Origin of the sequence: Colwellia sp. RE-S-Sl-9, from assembly GCF_048296855.1 — a bacterium.
GTDB lineage: Bacteria > Pseudomonadota > Gammaproteobacteria > Enterobacterales > Alteromonadaceae > Pseudocolwellia.
The window spans coordinates 836,092-854,991 of the sequence record NZ_CP182631.1 but is presented as its reverse complement, the minus strand read 5'-3'; the positions used below and the strand labels follow the sequence as shown (position 1 = coordinate 854,991).

Here is an 18,900-nt window from a genome sequence, read left to right as displayed (position 1 = left end):
TATTAACCCTTTTATTCCCATGTTAACCCTTAAGGAAAACGCAATGTTGCGAATATTTTCTGCTTTTATTTGTTGTTTACTCGCGTGGCAAAGTATTGCTAACGATGATGTAACACCTACCAAAAATAGCGCTAGTGTCAGCACCGATGCTGAACTTGCTACTTTATTTAAAAAGTTACCCGTTACCAAACTTTCAAAAATGCAGTTGTTAATTGAACAGCTTTCAGCAACAAAAACTCCACAAGTAAAACAGGCTTTTAATTATTTGCTCAATGGCGAGCTTTATTACATTAAAGCCAATAAACAAGTGGTACATGCTCAAATTAATGAAGATAAAAAATACGCATTAACTGACGTACTTACTAATGCGCCTCTTGATGTTGTTGCTAAAAGCAAAATACGAAAAATTAAAACAAACAATAGATTGCGTGGTTCGTTACGTAGTTTACTTGCTCAGTTTGATTTAACCGATCCAAACAAAGAAATTCGTATTGCAGCGGTTAAACAGTTGTTAGATAAACCGAATCAAACGGGTATCGACACTATTACAAAATTGGTGAAGAAAGAACAAGACACCGACGTGCGCGAGTTAATGCAAGTAACCTTACTTGTTGAGCAGTTATTAAATGGCGAACATGAAGAAAAACTAGCTGCTGTAAAGCAATTAAAAACCAGTTTAGAGCCGTCTGTACTGAATGAGATGACGAACCAACTTTCAAAAATTGCTAAACCAACGCCTTCAACCCCTTTGTCGGCAGAAGACAAAGCATTAAAACTCGCGCTTACCAAAGCAATAGCTGATATTGATGGTAGAAAAGGCATTTTTGAATTTACCGAAAACCTATTTTTTGGTATCAGTTTAGGTTCCGTTTTATTACTGGCGGCTATTGGTTTAGCTATCACCTTTGGTGTTATGGGCGTAATTAATATGGCTCATGGCGAAATGATGATGTTAGGTGCGTATACCACTTATGTTATCCAACAAGCCTTTCCTCAGTACATTGAATACTCGTTATTAATGGCAATTCCTGCGGCCTTTTTAGTATCAGGCCTAGTGGGTGTTGGTATTGAACGCGGTGTTATTCGTCACTTAAAAGGGCGTCCGTTAGAAACCTTATTAGCAACTTTTGGTATTAGCCTTATTTTACAACAATTGGTAAGAAGTATTTTCTCTCCATTAAATCGTCAAGTACTTGCTCCTGAATGGATGAGTGGTTCATGGCAGATTAATCCTATTTTTTCATTAACCTTTAACCGTTTATACATCATTATTTTCTCATTAATGGTATTTGTTGCCTTGTTAATGATATTGAAAAAAACCTCGTTAGGTTTACATGTTCGTGCTGTTTCTCAAAACCGTGATATGGCCAGAGCGCTCAGTATAAAAAGTGATTGGGTAGATGCGATTACCTTCGGTTTAGGTTCAGGTATCGCGGGCATTGCAGGTGTGGTACTTAGCCAGCTAACCAATGTTGGGCCTAATTTAGGACAAGCCTATATTATTGACTCGTTCCTTGTGGTGGTATTTGGTGGTGTAGGCAATTTATGGGGAACCTTAGTTGCAGCCATGTCGTTAGGTGCATTCAATAAGTTTTTAGAACCTGTTACTGGCTCTGTACTAGCAAACATCATTGTATTGGTTGGCTTGGTGTTATTCATTCAGAAAAAACCAAAAGGCCTGTTTCCACAAAAAGGGAGGTCAGCAGACTAATGACTACTTCAACCATTAAAACAGACACAAGTATGAATCATTCAAACAGCAGTGCTCCAAATAACCATGTGCCAAATAACAAGCCAACATTTGTACAAAAGTTATCAGAGTTAGGTAGTTTACGCGTTGTTATTGGCTTTTTACTGATATCGGCTTTTTACGTAACCTTTTGTAATTTAGTTTTTGCCGAAGGATCTTTCTTTCACGTAAGTGATTACACCGTAAGCTTGTTTGGTAAATACTTATGTTATGCCTTATTAGCCCTTGCGGTAGATTTAGTGTGGGGATATTGCGGAATTTTAAGTTTAGGCCACGGTGCTTTCTTTGCGCTAGGTGGTTACGCTATGGGTATGTATTTAATGCGCCAAATAGGTGATAGAGGTGTATACGGCAACCCTGATTTACCTGACTTTATGGTGTTTTTAAACTGGACTGAATTACCTTGGTATTGGGCAGGTTCAAGTAGCGTTTTTTGGATGATCGCTATGGTGTTTATTGGCCCCGGTTTATTAGCTTATATATTTGGTTCGTTAGCATTTCGTTCACGCGTAAGTGGTGTGTACCTTTCTATTATGACGCAAGCCGTAACTTACGCCTTAATGTTAGCGTTTTTCCGTAACGAAATGGGCTTTGGTGGTAATAACGGCTTAACAGATTTTAAAGAAATTTTAGGATTTTCGTTACAAGAACCATCAACCAAGTTAGGACTTTTTGTTGCAACAGCCATCGCCTTAGCTATCGGCTACATGGTAAGTGATTTTATTGTTAAATCAAAAATGGGTCGTGTGGTTACTGCAATACGTGACGCTGAATCTCGTGTACGTTTCGTTGGCTTTAAACCTGAACACTACAAACTTTGGATTTATGTTGTTTCCGCTATGTTAGCCGGTGTTGCTGGTGCTTTGTATGTGCCGCAAGTAGGTATTATCAATCCGGGTGAGTTTTCACCACTTAACTCAATCGAAATGGTGGTTTGGGTAGCCATTGGCGGTAGAGGAACTTTATACGGTGCGCTCATTGGTGCTGTGGTAGTCAGTTACGCTAAAACACGTTTTACTGCGATTATGCCTGAAGCATGGTTGTTCGCCTTAGGTGGTTTATTCGTATTAGTTACTTTGTATTTACCTAAAGGTATCGCGGGTTTATTACCTAATATTTTAAATAAAAAAGATAGCGAGAACGAAGCAAGCGATACAGACCAATCAAAAGAGTCAAACAACACAAGCATTGAAAAATCGGAGGCTAGCTCATGATAGTCGATAAAAGTGGTTCGCCTTTATTAGCAGACGAAAATATTAAACCTGATACTCGACATGGCGTTATTTTATATGTTGAAGATGTGAGTGTAAGTTTCGATGGTTTTAAAGCCTTAAACGATTTGAACTTGTATATAAACGACGGTGAATTACGTTGTTTAATTGGTGCTAACGGTGCAGGTAAAACAACCTTAATGGATGTTATTACCGGAAAAACGCGACCAGACACAGGCAAGGTAAGCTTTGGTCAACAGGTTGATTTATTACAGTTAAGTGAAGCTGAAATTGCCAGAGCAGGTATAGGTCGTAAATTTCAAAAGCCAACTGTTTTTGAAGAACTGACTGTATTTGAAAATATTGAACTCAGTTTAGCGGGCGATAAAGGTATTTGGACGGCGCTTTTCCATAAACTTACAGGCGAACAGAAAGATCGTATTGCTGAAATTTTAATGACTATTGGTTTATCTAAAGAGTGTTATTACCCAGCAGGGCGTTTATCCCACGGGCAAAAGCAATGGTTAGAAATCGGTATGTTATTAGCGGCTGAGCCACGCGTGTTATTGGTTGATGAACCCGTAGCGGGTATGACAGGCCAAGAAACTGAACGTACTGCAGAACTATTAACCTCGCTAGCAGGTAAGCATTCAGTGGTTGTGGTAGAGCATGATATGGCGTTTGTTCGTTCAATCGCTAAGCAAGTTACGGTATTACATCAAGGTTCTGTATTAGCCGAAGGTACTATGTCTGAAATTCAATCGAATAAAGACGTGATTCAGGTTTACCTAGGTGAAGAAGACGGTTCAGACGACATAGAAAAAAGCGTTTCAGAAAAAATTGAATTGGAAAGCAAACCACAGGAGCAAACAGTATGATCGAGTTAACGTCGGTAAATCAGCAATACGGTGGCACTCAAATCCTGTGGGATTTAAATCTTAAAATTAAAAAAGGTTCTCGCACCTGCATCATGGGTCGTAATGGCGTAGGTAAAACCACGTTATTAAAATCTATCATGGGTTTATTGCCTATCAGCTCAGGTAGTTTAGTGATCAATGATGTTGATGTAGTTAAAAAGGGCGTGGAAACACGACCTGAAATCGGAGTAGGTTATGTACCACAAGGACGTGATATATTTCCGCAGCTTACGGTGGAAGAAAACCTAAAACTGAGCTTAAATTGTAAGCGTCAGAAAAGTAAAACCATACCTGAGCATATTTTTACGCTGTTTCCTGTGCTTAAAGAAATGTTACATCGACGTGGTGGTGATTTATCGGGTGGTCAGCAACAACAATTAGCGATAGGGCGAGCGTTAGTACTTAACCCAGATATTTTAATTCTGGATGAGCCAAACGAAGGTATTCAACCTAATATCGTACAGCTTATTCGTGACGTTTTACTTAAATTGAACAAAGAACACGGCATGACTATTGTTTTGGTTGAGCAAAAATTACCTTTTGCACGCGCAGTAGGCGAAGAATTTCATTTAATGGAAAAAGGTCATGTTATTGCATCGGGTGAAATGGTAGAGTTGACGGATGAGTTAGTGAGTAAATATTTATCTGTTTAAACGGATAAAAACCAAGCGAATCATAACACTAAAGAATGATTATAAAAGAAACAAATAAAGTTGAAGCAAGGCAGTGGTTGGCTAAATTAGCATTAACATTTAGCCACAATACTTATGGTACTCAACTTAAAACCACGTCGCGACAAGGACCGTTATCGGTTCAAAAAGCTTTTTACCCAGAAGGGCAAGAATGTGCACACATCTACTTATTGCATCCTCCTGCAGGTATCGTATCGGGCGACGAGCTTAATGTTGAAATAAACATTGAAGCTCAAGCTCATGTTTTAGTAACTACCCCTGGCGCTAATCGCTTTTATCGAGCTAGAGAAGATTTATCAATTGGCGCAACGAAACAAACACAAATAACCTCGTTTTACTTAGGTGATAAAGCCATAGCAGAAAACTTTCCGCAAGAAACCATTGTTTACGAAGGTGCTGATGGTTTTAATACCGTTGATGTTCATATTAAAGACAACAGCGTTTATTTAGGCTGGGACATTACCTGTTTAGGTTTACCCAGTTCAGATCAATATTTTGATCAAGGCCAATACACGCAACTTAACCGTTTGTATTGCGGTGATAAGCTTATTTATCATGATCGTATCGAAATATCACCCCGTAACAAGTTACTTCATCATATGGCAGGGTTAGCCAGTAAGCCCGTATTTGGTACTTTTTTAGTGTATGCGCCTACACAGTTAACAGCTCTTAAAGATCGTAAGTTAATCATTGAAGTATTACGCGAGATTATTGAAAGCGAAAACGCACAAGAACTGATCAGTATTACCGATATACATGGTTTGTTTGTTATCCGCTATTTAGGCGAGCAAGCACACCAGTGTAAACATTTATTTATAAAGTTATGGCAGCATTTACGTCCTCTTGTTATTGAGGCGTCAGCCATTGAACCTAGAATTTGGCATACTTAATTTTAATTTGTAAGAACGTGCCCATTAAAAATCTAAGAGAAACGTATGGATTTATTACCTAGAGAAAAAGACAAACTCCTTTTATTTACTGCTGCATTATTAGCGGAACGTCGATTAAAGCGAGGCGTTAAACTTAATTACCCTGAAGCCATGGCTTATATTTCTATGGAAATTATGGAAGGCGCAAGAGACGGTAAAACCGTAGCAGAAATGATGGACTATGGTAGAACCTTATTAACTCGCGACCAAGTGATGGAAGGTATTCCTGAACTGTTAGCTGAAGTACAAGTTGAAGCGACGTTTCCTGATGGAACTAAGCTTGTAACTGTGCATAACCCAATCGTTTAAGGAGAGTCGCATGTCTTCATCTTCACCTATCAATACAACAGGAAGATTAATTCCTGGTGAAATAAAAACCGATAGTGGTAATCGCGAACTTAATGTCGGTCGTGAACAACTTAAAGTTACGGTTGCTAACTCAGGCGATCGTCCTATTCAAATAGGATCTCACTATCACTTTTATGAAGTGAATCCAGCGTTAACCTTCGACCGCGAGTTAACTAAAGGTTATCGCCTTGATATTACCTCAGGCACGGCTGTACGTTTTGAGCCGGGACAAGAGCGCGAAGTAACACTGATTGCTTATCGTGGTAAACGTAGAGTATTTGGCTTTAGAGCTGAAGTGCAGGGAGATTTATAAAATGGCAACTATTGATAAACATTCATACGCGCACATGTTTGGTCCAACCGTTGGCGACAGAGTTCGTTTAGCAGATACCGACTTATGGCTAGAAGTTGAAAAAGATTACACCGAATACGGCGAAGAGGTTAAGTTTGGTGGCGGTAAAGTTATTCGAGACGGTATGGGACAAAGCCAAGCGTCTTGCTACGAAACGGTAGATCTCGTTATTACCAATGCACTTATTGTTGATCATTGGGGCATCGTTAAAGCGGACGTTGGGGTTAAAGATGGTCGTATTGCCATAATTGGTAAAGCGGGTAATCCAGACATTCAAGACAATATTGATATTGAAGTAGGCCCAGGGACTGAGGTTATTGCTGGCGAAGGCCAAATATTAACGGCTGGCGGTATAGACGCGCATATTCATTTTATTTGTCCGCAACAAATTGACGAAGCGTTAATGTCGGGCGTAACCACCATGATAGGTGGTGGCACAGGCCCTGCAACCGGTACAAACGCAACAACGTGTACACCCGGTCCTTGGTACATTCATAAAATGCTACAAGCAACAAATGACTTCCCAATGAACTTTGGCTTTTTAGGTAAAGGTAATGCAAGTTTACCGTTAGCGCTTGAAGAGCAAATTGAAGCCGGTGTATGTGGTTTAAAATTGCATGAAGATTGGGGTACAACACCCGCCGCTATTGATAACTGTTTAACGGTTGCTGAAAAGTACGATGTGCAAGTGGCTATTCATACCGATACGTTAAATGAATCAGGATTTGTTGAAGATACAATTGGTGCATTCAAAGGCAGAACTATTCACACTTACCACACAGAAGGTGCTGGCGGTGGCCATTCACCTGACATTATTAAAGCGTGTGGTGAATCGAATGTTTTACCTTCTTCAACAAATCCAACGCGTCCATATACGATTAACACCATAGATGAACATTTAGATATGTTGATGGTTTGTCATCATTTAGATCCTAACATTCCAGAAGATGTGGCTTTTGCTGATTCGCGTATTCGTAAAGAAAGTATTGCTGCAGAAGACGTAATGCATGACTTAGGCGCAATCAGTATGATTTCGTCAGACTCACAAGCAATGGGACGTGTCGGTGAAATGATCACACGTACTTGGCAAACAGCTCATAAAAACAAGCAACAACGTGGACCTTTAGCGCCAGATACTGAACGTAACGATAACTTCCGTATAAAACGCTACATCGCTAAGTACACCATTAACCCTGCAATAAGCCATGGTGTAAGCCATGAAGTAGGGTCGATTGAAGTGGGCAAGCTAGCCGATATCGTTTTATGGAAACCGGCATTTTTTGGTATTAAGCCATCAATGATCATCAAATCAGGTTTTATTGCTGCAGCGCCAATGGGCGATGCCAATGCGTCTATTCCAACACCGCAACCTGTTTATTACCGTCCTATGTTTGGTTCTTATGGTTTAGCTACGGCTAAAATCTCTATGACCTTTTTATCGCAAGCAGCGGTAGATAAAGGCGTACCAGAAAAAGTCGGTATGACACGTATGGTTGGGGTTTGTAAAAATACCAGAAATATTGGTAAAGACGATATGATCCATAATAACTGGCAGCCGAAGATTGAAGTGGATGCGCAGACTTATGAGGTGAGGGCGAATGGGGAACTATTAACCTGTGAGCCGGCGAGCGTACTGCCACTAGCCCAACGTTACACTTTGTTCTAAATGGATCCTATTTTTGATTGATGCTGCATTGTCGGCACTTTTTATTTCAATCACATAGGTAAACTATGCTCATGAAATAAAAAGTTTGACGGCTTTGCCTAAATCAAAACTAGTTACCATTGATATGAATAAGGCTAATAGAGGTATTGTCATTTTTATTTTAATTAAATTGTTAAACTATGCTCATAAAATAAAAAGTTTGACGGCTTTGTAATAATCCAAACTAGTTACCATTGGTTTGGTAATAGAAAATGTATGAGAAACTTTAAGATTTATTTTGTTATGAAAATCATGAAGTAATAAATATTTATATTTTCGATATCCAAAAGTAGAGAATATAAAGAAGAAAACTTAGGAATGTAGATGTTACAAGTATTTGAAAGACTCGATCATACGCATGATGAAATTGCTGATTCCATCACCTTAGATCAAGATACACGTAAAAAAGCACGCATTAAAGGTGTAACTGATAAAGGTCAGGATGTGGGGATTTTTGTTGAACGTGGTCATCCCATATTGATCGGTCAGGTACTCAAAACTGAGTGCGGTTTATTGATTGAAGTTAAGGGTAAAGCAGAAGAAGTTTCTACTGCAATTGCTACTGATTGGTTGTCGTTTAGTAAGGTGTGTTATCACTTAGGAAACCGTCATACGTCTTTGCAAATTGGTGAGCTTTGGGTGCGTTTCAAACCTGATTATGTATTAGAAGAATTAGCGGAAAACTATGGTTTAACTATTGACAAAACACCTGCTGTTTTTGAACCTGAAAGTGGTGCTTATGGTAAAGGTGGAGGTCATTCTCATGGACATTCACATAGCCATTCTCATGGTGAATCTGATACTCACTCTCATGAACACTAAATTTTATCGTTACATAGATGATTGTAAGGTTGTAATGAATAATTCAATAAAATCAACTAATAAGTACGGTTATCCGTTATGGTAGATGGTAACGCGTTACGGTTTAATCGTCTTTTGCAGCTGTGTAGTGCTAATTTACCTGTGGGTGGATTCTCATTTTCGCAAGGCTTAGAGTATGCCGTAGAAATGGGTTGGGTTAATGATGTTGACTCAACAAGTAACTGGGTTGAATTGAATTTATCTCAGTCAATTGCACGTACCGATTTAGCCATTATTAAGCGCCAATATGAAGCACTTTTAAATGACGATTTAACAGCTTTTATTTCATGGAATCAGCACCTAATTGCGTGTCGAGAAAGTAACGAATTGCACCTTGCTGATGTTGCTATGGGCAAGGCACTTATTCGATTATTAAAGCAATTAGAGTCAGCTGAAATTCAACAAGGTTTACAGCGTTATGAAGCGTTGCTTGATGTTAATAAAATAGGTGCTGATATCAGTTTTGTAAGTGCTTTTGTACTTATTGCTTCGTTATTTAAGTTAGATTTACTGCTGATACAAAGTGGTTATTGTTGGACTTATATCGACAATCAAGTTGCTGCGGCAACTAAGCTTGTGCCTTTAGGCCAAACTCAAGCGCAAAATTTATTATTTGAAATTACCGAAAAAGTAGACGCATCAATTCAGTTAGCAAACACATTGAAAGACGATGAAATTGGCGCAAGTTTACCGCGTTTAGCTATGGCAAGTGCATGGCATGAAACGCAATACACCAGATTGTTTAGATCTTAGTTGATACATAATTTGTACTTGCTGAGTTTAAGTCAAAAAAATAAGCGTTTAAAAAAGAGAACATTATGAAAAAGAAACAAGTTTTACGTATAGGCGTTGGCGGACCTGTTGGTTCAGGTAAAACCGCTTTATTAAGAGAGCTATGTATTGCACTACGCGATAAATACGATATGGCAGTAGTGACTAACGATATTTACACACGTGAAGATGCTGAGTTTTTAACGCGTCATAACGCGCTAGCTGAAGATCGTATTATGGGGGTTGAAACAGGCGGTTGCCCACATACCGCTATTCGTGAAGATGCGTCTATGAATTTAGCTGCAATTGACGATTTACAGGCATTACACCCTAATTTAGACTTTGTATTAGTAGAGAGTGGCGGAGATAACTTAAGTGCTACGTTTAGTCCTGAACTTTCAGACTTAACTTTATACGTAATAGACGTATCTGCGGGAGATAAAATTCCACGTAAAGGTGGCCCTGGTATAACTAAGTCCGATCTTCTTATTATTAATAAAATTGATGTTGCCGAGTTAGTCGGGGCGTCTTTAGAAGTCATGGACAGAGATGCGAAGAAAATGCGTGGCGACAGACCTTTTGTGTTTAGCAATATGAAAACCAAACAAGGTTTAGATGACATAATCGCTTTTATTGAAAGCGAAGGTATGTTGAATATTTAATTTATTATTAGCCCTCATTAAGGGGTAATAGAAATACAAAATTTAGAATTAACGTGAGTAAGGAAATACAAATGAAGTTTTTAATGATTTTTTTAAGTGCAATATCAAGCATGTTTTTAAGTACAGCAGCTTTAGCCCATACCGACCACGCATTAGGCGAAGGCTCATTACATGCGGTATACCACATTATGTTTTGGTTCGTTGTTTTTGCGGTAATTTATAAAGCGGTAGGTTGGTATAAAGCTAAAGATCGTAATAAACCACAAAAGTAATTGTTTATTTAACCTCAACTCGGGTTAATGAATGTTAGATAATGAATTAAAATTCTTATTTATCAAACCTTAAACTGTATTGTTGTTTTCCTAAGTTATATTAGTCTCTCAACATTGATATTTTTGTGTATAACAAGGCGAATTTTTCTATCTAATAGCTGGCTATTAGTCATAAATTCAACGAAGTTAGGCATAAAAATAGCTTGTTGAGTAACTTTGCTTATTAACGGGATTTGGTATTTGTACGGTTAAGCTATTTATTATCGAAATGGTAAACCGTGATAATATTAATTCAACTGAACTGCCAGTTTGAAAATTTGGAATATCATACGTTTATGTTGCAAGAGTAAATGTTTGATTTTTAAATTAATTGTTACCATAAAAAAAGCACTTACCTTGGTAAGTGCTTTTTGTTTAGGTTATAAAATTGCTATTAGAACGTAGCTCTAACACCTAGGCGATATATAGTACCTGTAGTCCATGCACGTATAGTTCTTGATTTATTCACATCATCTTCTAATGCATTTCCTTCAATTACAAAGTCTTCGTCATGTAAGTTGGTATAATACTGGCGATTTTCCTTGTTAGTCAGGTTTACAGCATTAAAAGTAACGGTAACTGAATCGTTATATTTATAGGTAGCTGATAGATCTAATTGGCCACCGCCTTCATTCCATAATGCGCCATCTTTAAAGCCGCGATTGGCTAAAGAATCTGTACGATAGTTATAAGCTAAACGAAGTAAATTACCATCTTGTTCCCAAAACGTTGAAATATTGTAAACATGTTTAGATATGTTTGCCATAGGCATTGCTGCTAGTTTAAGCCCTAATGGTCCAATTTCTGCGTCTGTTGTAGAATCTGAATAGGTATAGTTAATTGCTGCACCTAACCCACCAAAAATACCCGGTAAAAAGTCATAGTTTTGGTTGTAACCTATTTCTAATCCTCTATTGGTTCCACCAGCACCGTTTCTAATTACAGTTACATTCATAACATCACAATCGCCTTGTGTATCCAATGCGTTTGTTTGGAATCTGTGTCTTCGATTGATCAAACAGTTAGTGCCATCAGCAACAGAAGCATCGTACTTAATTGTATCACCAGCGGGTTTGGTAATTAATATGTCTGTGAAAGGGTCTAACTGAGATAATGCATCAGAATCTAAGCCACGTAAATCGGTCCAATGAGCACCAACAGAAGCACGCTCTTCAAAGTTACTCATATCTTTATTGAATAAAGCAACCGTTAAAGCACCACCTTCGTTAAAGTACCATTCATAAGATAAATCTAAATTTTTAGATTCAAGTGGTTTTAAGAATGGATTGAAAATCGTACCATTTGAATTACCTGTACCAAATACTGCCTCATTAAACTTAAAGCTAGGTTTTAATGAGTCTATTTGTGGTCTTGCCATTGTCTTAGATGCTGCAAAACGTATAACGGTATCTTCATTAAGTTTATAATTTAACGTTAAGCTAGGTAACCAATTTTTTTCAGTATTTTCTGCGGTAGAACGAAATTGGTCTGGGTCAGTAGGTGTTGTATTATCAAGATAACGATGTCGGTTTAACCCGCCAGCATTAAAGTTTTCGTCATAACAACTTTGCGAAGCAATAGGTACAACGCTTTTACCATCAGCACTAGGTTCACCAGCAAAATTAACATTACCAATGCCGCCACCTGGAGTACCATTTTTCCATAATTGTTCAAGTGTACAAGGCGCTAGAGAGCTATCTGTTGCTATTTTTAGTAGATCATAAGATACCAAGTTCAGATTTTGGAAGTTAACCGATGAATAACCCACCGACTCTACGCCTGATTCTACATAACGAACACCAACATTACCTGTTAATCTATCATCGAAAAGTGAGAAATTTGTTTTAAAGTATAACGCTTTATTTTCTAAATTTATTTCTCTGTCGTTTGATAAATCAGGTACACCAACAACATTATCTGTTGCGAAAACTGCATCTAGAGCCTTGCGAGCGTCAATTGTATACCAGCCATCAGTAGTATTTGTACGTTCGTAACCTAAATCTTTTAAGAAGCTATCGCCATACCCTGTTTCGCCGCCATTAACATCAATTAAGCGAACATCAGCAATATCTACACCTGTAGGCTCTACATCAACAGGTGTTGGAGCGCCTTGCCAAAAATAACCTTGATTAAATACGTCTTTATTTCGTTTTTGATACTTAAGACCAAATTCAAAAGAGGTAATAGGTCCTAGTTCTACTGCCCAATCAAAATCAAGATAAATTGATTTTTGGTTATCATTCATTTCTCTATCACGGGTATTGGCTTGTTGTAAATGAATTGCATTTAAATCATCTGGGTTATATGCCGTTGTAGAAAAGTTATCTGCGTTTGGTTCACCAGGAGCACCCGTTTGAGGAGTTCCACTTGGATCAGGGTTTCCATCTGCATCAATTGCTGGTCCAAAATCTACTAGACTTGTACCTGTGATTGAATAACAAACACCGCTGGTACAATCATAACCTGATGGTTGAACTTGCTCTGAAGGTAGAGCAAGTAATACTTCATCAGGAATATTATTATAGTTATTTGAATTAAAATTGGTGAAATACTCATCATTAGCGGTGGTTTTTGAATAACCCACTCGAAGGTTCATGCTAAAGTCGTCAGTAAAGTGATGATTAAGGTCAAGGTTAAGTACGGTATTTTTAGTGGTAACTCCTGACTCTGTACTGGTTGTACGCCCTCGAGCCATACGGTCAACTTTCTTGATAAACATTTGGCTGTCAGGATCATAAACAACCCAAGGGTTTTCAGCATCATAAATTCTTGGAATATCGGCTTCAATGTATGGGTTTTGATCGCCAATAGAAACAATACTATCGTCATCTTGCTCTCTATATTGATCCGAGTAGGTCGCGTTTAGATTTAATTCCGTTCGATCACTGATTAACCATTGTAATGAGGTGGTAAAACCTGTTCTTTCCATGCTATTAGTAAACATAGTAAAGCCATTTTGAGAGTTCATTAGACCGGTAACAGGTTCACCCATTCTTTCGCCTGTTTTTGAATTAATAGCATCGGGTATTGTATAGTTCACAAGCTCATTGGTAAAAAACATATCTCGACGAGTTTGTTGAGTTTCTTTAAAACCCGTTATATAAAAACCTAACGTATCGTCTAAGAATTTTTCTGAGAACGAGCCCGATATTTTGAAGTCATTTTTTTCAATATAATCATCATAACGTCCCTGAACTTCTAGAACACGTTTATTTTTATTTGAATCTAATGGTCTAAATGTTTTTAACTCTATGTTTGCACCTAAGCTACCTTCTTCTTGATCCGCAGCTGATGTTTTCATAACTTCGATTGAGTTTAAAATATCTGAAGAAAAAGCACTTAAATCAACAGCTTGACTTTCTGTACTACTGGTAAGTGCAACGCCGTTTAACATAATGTTATTTAAATTAGGGCCAGCACCACGCACGGTTACTGTTGTACCTTCTGATCCACCAGCGCCTTCACCGCGTTGAATAGAAACACCTGTTACACGCTGAAGTGCCTCACCAATATCTTGGTCAGCTGATTTACCAATATCTTCTGAAAATATTGAATCACTAATAGAATCAGTTAAACGTTTGTTATTTAAAGAGCGTAATAAACTTCCTTTAAAACCAGTGACTTCAATAACTTCGATTTCTTTTGCTTCATCTGCTTTTGTTTTAGCTTCTTCTGCAAAGGCATACGACATAGGAGTACTAGCAATCGATAGTGCTACAGCTATTGATAGTGGATGTAAGTTATATTTATTTGACATTATTTATCCCCAAAAAATGTATTGTAAGAATTTTATTTTTTATATTATTTTTATAACAACAATTATATAAATAAATTGTTACATATAAACTATACGTTTTATTTATAAAAAACAAGCTTAGCTGATTATTATTAGGAATATTTGGTTATATATATTCTGATGTTAATATCAAAATATTCATAAATACGTTTTCAATGTTCTTTAGTTATTGTTTATTAGGTGTATTAATTTCAGGTAGAGGGGCATGTAAAATTATTGATTTGCTATGGCTTTTTGTATAACGTTTGCCTTTTCTAATTTCAGTTAATGATTAGTGTTTTATTTTTTAAGTATAATTTTAGTTAATTGGATTTGATTGTTGTTTTTTGTTTTATTATATTTATTTTAAAATTTAAAATTTAAAATGAATTATAGGATGAAAGAATAGGAGGCAAAAGTTAATGTATGATCAAGAGTGGTAGCTTAATTACGGTTCGTATGAATTTGAAATACATTATGGGTAAAATTAAAAAGGGAGCAATGAATAATTGCTCCCTTTTTTAGTCCCGACTCTACATAAATATAAAGTACAAGTTAAACAGAACTTAGATTATTGTTGCATGAATCGGCCAAAAAATTGATAGCTTTTTTGATCTCTTAATTTTTGAGAAAAGCTTAGTCCTAATTGAGCGAGCTGCTGTGGGTTATCAGTTTTAGCGATCATCATTCTTAATTGCATTAACGCTTGCTTGGTTTTTCCCACGCTGTCTTGAGCTAACGCATATAAATATATATATTGAGAATTAGTTGGCTCTAATTTAATGGCTTGTTTAAAAGCATTAATAGCGTTTGCGGTATCTTTATTACGAATTAAGTATAAACCGTAACTGTAATGAACCATGCCGTCTAATGGTGATGTTTTCAAAGCTTGTTGATATATTTTTGCTTCGTTGACTGAATCGCCCATGGTTTTATAGATATCAGCTAAGTTTAAATAAGGTGCGCTAAAGTATGGGTCAACCTTAATGGCATTTTTTAAAGCAGCAATCGCTTTGTCTCTATTTCCTGAACCGTAATGGATCATACTTTCGTTTAAGTTACCTTCACCACGCCACGTATTAATATCGTTTGATAGCATAAGCTCATCAAATGCTTTTTTCATTACATCAGCATTAACTTGTGTATTACCTATTAATTGATTAGCCGCTGCAACTCTTACCGATTTGTATTTGTCTGATAATAAGGTGGCAAATGCAAGGTGTCGCTCGTTTGGTGGAACAAGTTGACCTGTTTGTGCTAAAGCTAATCTTATTAAAGGTTTGTCAGAAGTTATCCAAGGCTTAATTATGTCGTTTGATAATTGTCCAGTGGTATTAACCAAACCGGTTAATGCTGTTGCTCTAATAATATCATTAAGGTTTTTGTCATTAACAATAGCTAAGTGCTGTGGTAATTGAAGGCGTTTACCACTTTGTAAACTTAAAAAGTCAGTATAGGTTTTTGATAAGGCTTTAGGTTTACCGTGCCATTGTTCAAGTTTAGCTGCTGCCCAGTTGTTGTCTTTATCTTCATGACAACTTGTACAGGCATTAGGTGTGTCGTTAGCTGTAGAAAGGTGAGGGCGAGGTATTTTAAAGCTATGATCTCGTCTGTCATCAACCCCCATGTAACGGTTATTTGGCATATGACAATTTACACATTTACTGCCTTCAGAACCTTCTTCATGGTTAAAGTGAGTCGGCTGGTTAAACACCTCCGCACTATGACACTGCAAACATAATCCGTTGTCTGGCACTTTAATTTTCATGGTGTGTTGATCATGACAATCAATACAGTTAACGCCAGCTTTATACATTTTACTTTGCAAGAAAGAGCCATAAACGTAGACTTCTTCTTTTATTTGTCCGTCTGCATGGTATAACGGAGGAATTATAAAGCTTGGTGAAAACTGATCTAAAAATGCATGTTCAGGTTTTATACCGTCTGTTAGTGGTGAGCGAAGTGAATGACACGCAAAACACGTATCCATAAATGAATTATCACGTTTTTCACCTTGCCAGCTTGCTGTTCGTTCGCCAACTTTACGTAACCAGTTATTAATTATTTGGGGTTGGTTTCGTGAGTTTTTAACTATCGTGTCTTTATCTTTTGTATGGTTGTTCATTTTACCGTGACACGACTGACAACCTACGTTGATATTGTCAAATGTTGTATCAAACGTTCCTTTATCTTTATCATAGTTACGTTTTAGTCCGTCAGAATGGCAGTCAGCGCACATACCGTTCCAGCTTTGTAGTGGCTGTTGCCAATGTAATCTGTCTTCTGCTTTTATGTCTTCGTCTTCATACATTACAAACCAACGTTGCCCGCCTTCGGCTTTTGTTCGGCTGTCCCATGAAAAAGGTAATACTTGGTATTTACCGTCTTTAGTTTCAATAAGGTATTGTTGAAGTGGATAATGTCCAAAGGTGTATTTTATTTTATAAACTGAGGTTTTGTTTTCATGGTTCATTTCCATAAAAAAGTTATTTTTCTCAGTATAGAAACGTGCTTTCTGGGTGTAATGAGTGGCTTTGGTATTATTAAAGTCACCTAATACTGTTTTTTTTGTTGCTACATCCATCGCTTTTGCATGGTCTGATTTCAACCACGACGATACAGCTGCTTGATGACAAGAAGTACAATTTTGTGGATCCGCATCTTTGTTAATAAATGCTAGTGTGGTTGTACAATAAAAAAAACTAGCAAGTACCGAAAAATAAGACACGCGAGTAAATAAAAATTTGAACATGTAAATTGCCAAGCTAATGAGAATAAAATATTGGGAGGGAGTATACCCTAACTTTTAACGTCTTTAACACTGAGTTATAAGTTAGGGCAGTATGCGTTATATGAAATTTCACATAAAAGAACTAATCTCGCTGAGTTTGTGCTTTTATTGCTTCAATTCTTTGTTGGTATTTTGCAACATCGGCTTTGTGCTGTAGCGCGATATTATTTTGCTCAGATTTATCTTCTGCTAAATTAAAGAGTTGTGGAATAGGGGATAAACCCGATTCAATGTTTTTATTCTCTTTTATCCAATCATTAGGCTGTTTACTTGGTGATATATATTTCCATTCTTTTGTTCTTAATGACAGTGTATAAGCTTCTTCAATTAATTCTGTTCTACCTTCAACAGAAGCATCTAACCAAGCATTAAGGTAGTTTTTACTATCAATAGCTTCTTCTTTACTAAGATCTACATTAACCAATTTAGCTAAAGAGGCATAAATATCTACTTGGCTCATTAATGTATTACTGGTACCTGCTTTAACTTTAGCAGGGTAGTGAACAATTGTTGGTACACGTGTGCCAGCTTCATAAGCGCTGTATTTACCGCCTTTAAAGTCGCCACTAGGTTTGTGGTCGCCTAATTTTTCTATCGCTTCATCGTCATAACCGTCGGTAAGTACAGGGCCGTTGTCGCTGGTAAAAATAATTAAGGTATTGTCGAGTAAACCTTCAGCTTTTAGTTTATTAACTACTTCGCCCGTGATCCAATCCATTTGTGCAATAGCGTCTCCTCGAACACCCATGGTACTTTTACCTTTAAACATATCATTGGGTAATCTAGGTACATGAATATCGTGAAAAGAGAAGAATAAAAAGAACGGTTTTTCTTTATTATCTTCAATAAAAAAGTTGGCCATATTAGTGAATATTTTATAAAAGTCTTCGTCTTTCCATTCTGCGCTTACACCACCTTTCATCCAACCTATGCGACTAACACCATTAATAATCGTATTGCTGTGTTGTGGATCAGCCGCTTGGCGTAATAACTCAGGGTTTTCAGTACCTGTTGGTCGTATCCCGACTTTGTTTTTGTAACTGACTTCAATAGGATCATCTTGACTTATGTTTAATACATGATGGTTTTCTAAATAAACACTCGGTACCCTATCGCCCGTTGCAGGCATTAAAAAGCTATAATCAAAACCAATCTCTAAAGGCCCTGGCGAGACTTTATCGTTCCAGTTTACTGGGGTTTTTCCGTCACCTAAACCTAAATGCCATTTACCAACTACTGCTGTAGAGTATCCAGCTTTTTTCAGCATACTAGGTAAAGTGGGTTTATCCGTAGGAATAATTAATGCCGCATCGCCTTTTAGTACCGAAGCATGTTGGCGAAATGCGTATTCTCCTGTTAATAAAGAATAACGTGAAGGAGTACAAGTAGCAGCAGAGCTATGTGCATCAGTAAATCGAATACCATTTTTAGCTAATTCATCAACATTGGGCGTTTCAACACCTTTTGCGCCGTAAGAGCCAACATCACCGTAGCCTAAATCATCAACATAAAATATAACGATGTTAGGTTTGTTGTTGGCTTTAATAGCCGTAGGTTTACTTACTGCGCTTTCTGTTTCTGGCGCTTTATTACAACCAGTTAAAATAGCACTTGATAATGATAGTGTTATTGAAAGGGTTAATATGTTTTTGATTGATTTTTTTATGGCAAACATAGCTGTTGATATTCCTAATCATAGTGTTTTTATTTTAGGGTCTATTGACCTTTTAGGTATGTTTTTGCAGCAGTCTGTTTTATTTTTATACAAGGTATAGTGATTGATGTGTGGTCGTTCCACATAAAATCACTATAACGATGTAGAAAT

General features: G+C 37.2%; 15 protein-coding genes. 12 read left to right on the top strand and 3 right to left on the bottom strand.

The window, feature by feature from the left end; translation table 11 throughout:
* Window positions 1-43 precede the first annotated feature (43 nt).
* The 12 genes from urtB (at window position 44) to ACM9HF_RS03650 (ending at window position 10,470) form a co-directional block, all read left to right on the top strand.
* Window positions 44-1,711: an urea ABC transporter permease subunit UrtB gene (gene urtB, locus ACM9HF_RS03705; RefSeq protein ID WP_473614359.1), complete on the top strand. Its 1,668-nt coding sequence runs from the start codon at window positions 44-46 to the stop codon at window positions 1,709-1,711.
* Window positions 1,711-2,964: an urea ABC transporter permease subunit UrtC gene (urtC, locus tag ACM9HF_RS03700; protein ID WP_473614358.1), complete on the top strand. Its 1,254-nt coding sequence runs from the start codon at window positions 1,711-1,713 to the stop codon at window positions 2,962-2,964. The genes urtB and urtC overlap by 1 nt, the downstream gene beginning before the upstream one ends.
* Window positions 2,961-3,839 (top strand): urea ABC transporter ATP-binding protein UrtD, encoded by an 879-nt coding sequence (urtD, locus tag ACM9HF_RS03695; RefSeq protein WP_473614357.1) that lies wholly within the window; start codon window positions 2,961-2,963, stop codon window positions 3,837-3,839. The genes urtC and urtD overlap by 4 nt, the downstream gene beginning before the upstream one ends.
* On the top strand, window positions 3,836-4,531 hold the full coding sequence (gene urtE, locus ACM9HF_RS03690; RefSeq protein WP_473614356.1) for an urea ABC transporter ATP-binding subunit UrtE: 696 nt from the start codon (window positions 3,836-3,838) through the stop codon (window positions 4,529-4,531). The genes urtD and urtE overlap by 4 nt, the downstream gene beginning before the upstream one ends.
* A 35-nt stretch (window positions 4,532-4,566) precedes the next feature.
* On the top strand, window positions 4,567-5,460 hold the full coding sequence (locus ACM9HF_RS03685; protein ID WP_473614355.1) for an urease accessory protein UreD: 894 nt from the start codon (window positions 4,567-4,569) through the stop codon (window positions 5,458-5,460).
* Window positions 5,461-5,505: 45 nt separating this feature from the next.
* A complete protein-coding gene (ureA, locus tag ACM9HF_RS03680) occupies window positions 5,506-5,808 on the top strand; it encodes an urease subunit gamma (protein WP_076420090.1) in 303 nt (100 codons plus the stop codon).
* A gap of 10 nt (window positions 5,809-5,818) precedes the next feature.
* Complete coding sequence (locus tag ACM9HF_RS03675) at window positions 5,819-6,160, top strand: urease subunit beta (protein WP_473614354.1); 342 nt, start codon at window positions 5,819-5,821, stop codon at window positions 6,158-6,160.
* A 1-nt stretch (window position 6,161) separates the two neighbouring features.
* On the top strand, window positions 6,162-7,865 hold the full coding sequence (ureC, locus tag ACM9HF_RS03670) for an urease subunit alpha (RefSeq protein WP_473614353.1): 1,704 nt from the start codon (window positions 6,162-6,164) through the stop codon (window positions 7,863-7,865).
* A 363-nt stretch (window positions 7,866-8,228) separates the two neighbouring features.
* Window positions 8,229-8,726, top strand: coding sequence for an urease accessory protein UreE (locus ACM9HF_RS03665; protein WP_473614352.1), 498 nt, complete (start codon window positions 8,229-8,231; stop codon window positions 8,724-8,726).
* Between the two features lie 78 nt (window positions 8,727-8,804).
* Window positions 8,805-9,518: an urease accessory protein UreF gene (locus ACM9HF_RS03660; protein WP_473614351.1), complete on the top strand. Its 714-nt coding sequence runs from the start codon at window positions 8,805-8,807 to the stop codon at window positions 9,516-9,518.
* A gap of 65 nt (window positions 9,519-9,583) precedes the next feature.
* Window positions 9,584-10,198 carry an urease accessory protein UreG gene (gene ureG / locus ACM9HF_RS03655; protein ID WP_077342228.1) on the top strand — a complete coding sequence of 205 codons (615 nt, stop codon included), beginning with the start codon at window positions 9,584-9,586 and terminating at the stop codon, window positions 10,196-10,198.
* A 71-nt stretch (window positions 10,199-10,269) separates the two neighbouring features.
* Window positions 10,270-10,470 (top strand): hypothetical protein, encoded by a 201-nt coding sequence (locus tag ACM9HF_RS03650; RefSeq protein WP_473614350.1) that lies wholly within the window; start codon window positions 10,270-10,272, stop codon window positions 10,468-10,470.
* Window positions 10,471-10,903: 433 nt separating this feature from the next.
* On the opposite strand, the gene ACM9HF_RS03645 is transcribed toward ACM9HF_RS03650, so the two are convergent.
* The 3 genes from ACM9HF_RS03645 to ACM9HF_RS03635 form a co-directional block, all read right to left on the bottom strand.
* Window positions 10,904-14,266: a TonB-dependent receptor gene (locus ACM9HF_RS03645; protein ID WP_473614349.1), complete on the bottom strand. Its 3,363-nt coding sequence runs from the start codon at window positions 14,264-14,266 to the stop codon at window positions 10,904-10,906.
* 589 nt (window positions 14,267-14,855) lie between these two features.
* The gene (locus tag ACM9HF_RS03640; RefSeq protein ID WP_473614348.1) at window positions 14,856-17,036 is read right to left on the bottom strand and encodes a multiheme c-type cytochrome; all 2,181 of its coding nucleotides are present in this window, start codon (window positions 17,034-17,036) and stop codon (window positions 14,856-14,858) included.
* Between the two features lie 121 nt (window positions 17,037-17,157).
* Entirely contained in the window at window positions 17,158-18,750 is a 1,593-nt protein-coding gene (locus ACM9HF_RS03635) for a sulfatase family protein (RefSeq protein WP_473614347.1), read from the bottom strand.
* Window positions 18,751-18,900: the final 150 nt, after the last annotated feature.

Excerpts from the sequence above, each read along its gene's own strand:
- urtB (WP_473614359.1), top strand. The coding sequence starts at position 44 with ATGTTGCGAATATTTTCTGCTTTTATTTGTTGTTTACTCGCGTGGCAA.
- urtC (WP_473614358.1), top strand. The coding sequence starts at position 1,711 with ATGACTACTTCAACCATTAAAACAGACACAAGTATGAATCATTCAAAC.
- urtD (WP_473614357.1), top strand. The coding sequence starts at position 2,961 with ATGATAGTCGATAAAAGTGGTTCGCCTTTATTAGCAGACGAAAATATT.
- urtE (WP_473614356.1), top strand. The coding sequence starts at position 3,836 with ATGATCGAGTTAACGTCGGTAAATCAGCAATACGGTGGCACTCAAATC.
- ACM9HF_RS03685 (WP_473614355.1), top strand. The coding sequence starts at position 4,567 with ATGATTATAAAAGAAACAAATAAAGTTGAAGCAAGGCAGTGGTTGGCT.
- ureA (WP_076420090.1), top strand. The coding sequence starts at position 5,506 with ATGGATTTATTACCTAGAGAAAAAGACAAACTCCTTTTATTTACTGCT.
- ACM9HF_RS03675 (WP_473614354.1), top strand. The coding sequence starts at position 5,819 with ATGTCTTCATCTTCACCTATCAATACAACAGGAAGATTAATTCCTGGT.
- ureC (WP_473614353.1), top strand. The coding sequence starts at position 6,162 with ATGGCAACTATTGATAAACATTCATACGCGCACATGTTTGGTCCAACC.
- ACM9HF_RS03665 (WP_473614352.1), top strand. The coding sequence starts at position 8,229 with ATGTTACAAGTATTTGAAAGACTCGATCATACGCATGATGAAATTGCT.
- ACM9HF_RS03660 (WP_473614351.1), top strand. The coding sequence starts at position 8,805 with ATGGTAGATGGTAACGCGTTACGGTTTAATCGTCTTTTGCAGCTGTGT.
- ureG (WP_077342228.1), top strand. The coding sequence starts at position 9,584 with ATGAAAAAGAAACAAGTTTTACGTATAGGCGTTGGCGGACCTGTTGGT.
- ACM9HF_RS03650 (WP_473614350.1), top strand. The coding sequence starts at position 10,270 with ATGAAGTTTTTAATGATTTTTTTAAGTGCAATATCAAGCATGTTTTTA.
- ACM9HF_RS03645 (WP_473614349.1), bottom strand. The coding sequence starts at position 14,266 with ATGTCAAATAAATATAACTTACATCCACTATCAATAGCTGTAGCACTA.
- ACM9HF_RS03640 (WP_473614348.1), bottom strand. The coding sequence starts at position 17,036 with ATGTTCAAATTTTTATTTACTCGCGTGTCTTATTTTTCGGTACTTGCT.
- ACM9HF_RS03635 (WP_473614347.1), bottom strand. The coding sequence starts at position 18,750 with ATGTTTGCCATAAAAAAATCAATCAAAAACATATTAACCCTTTCAATA.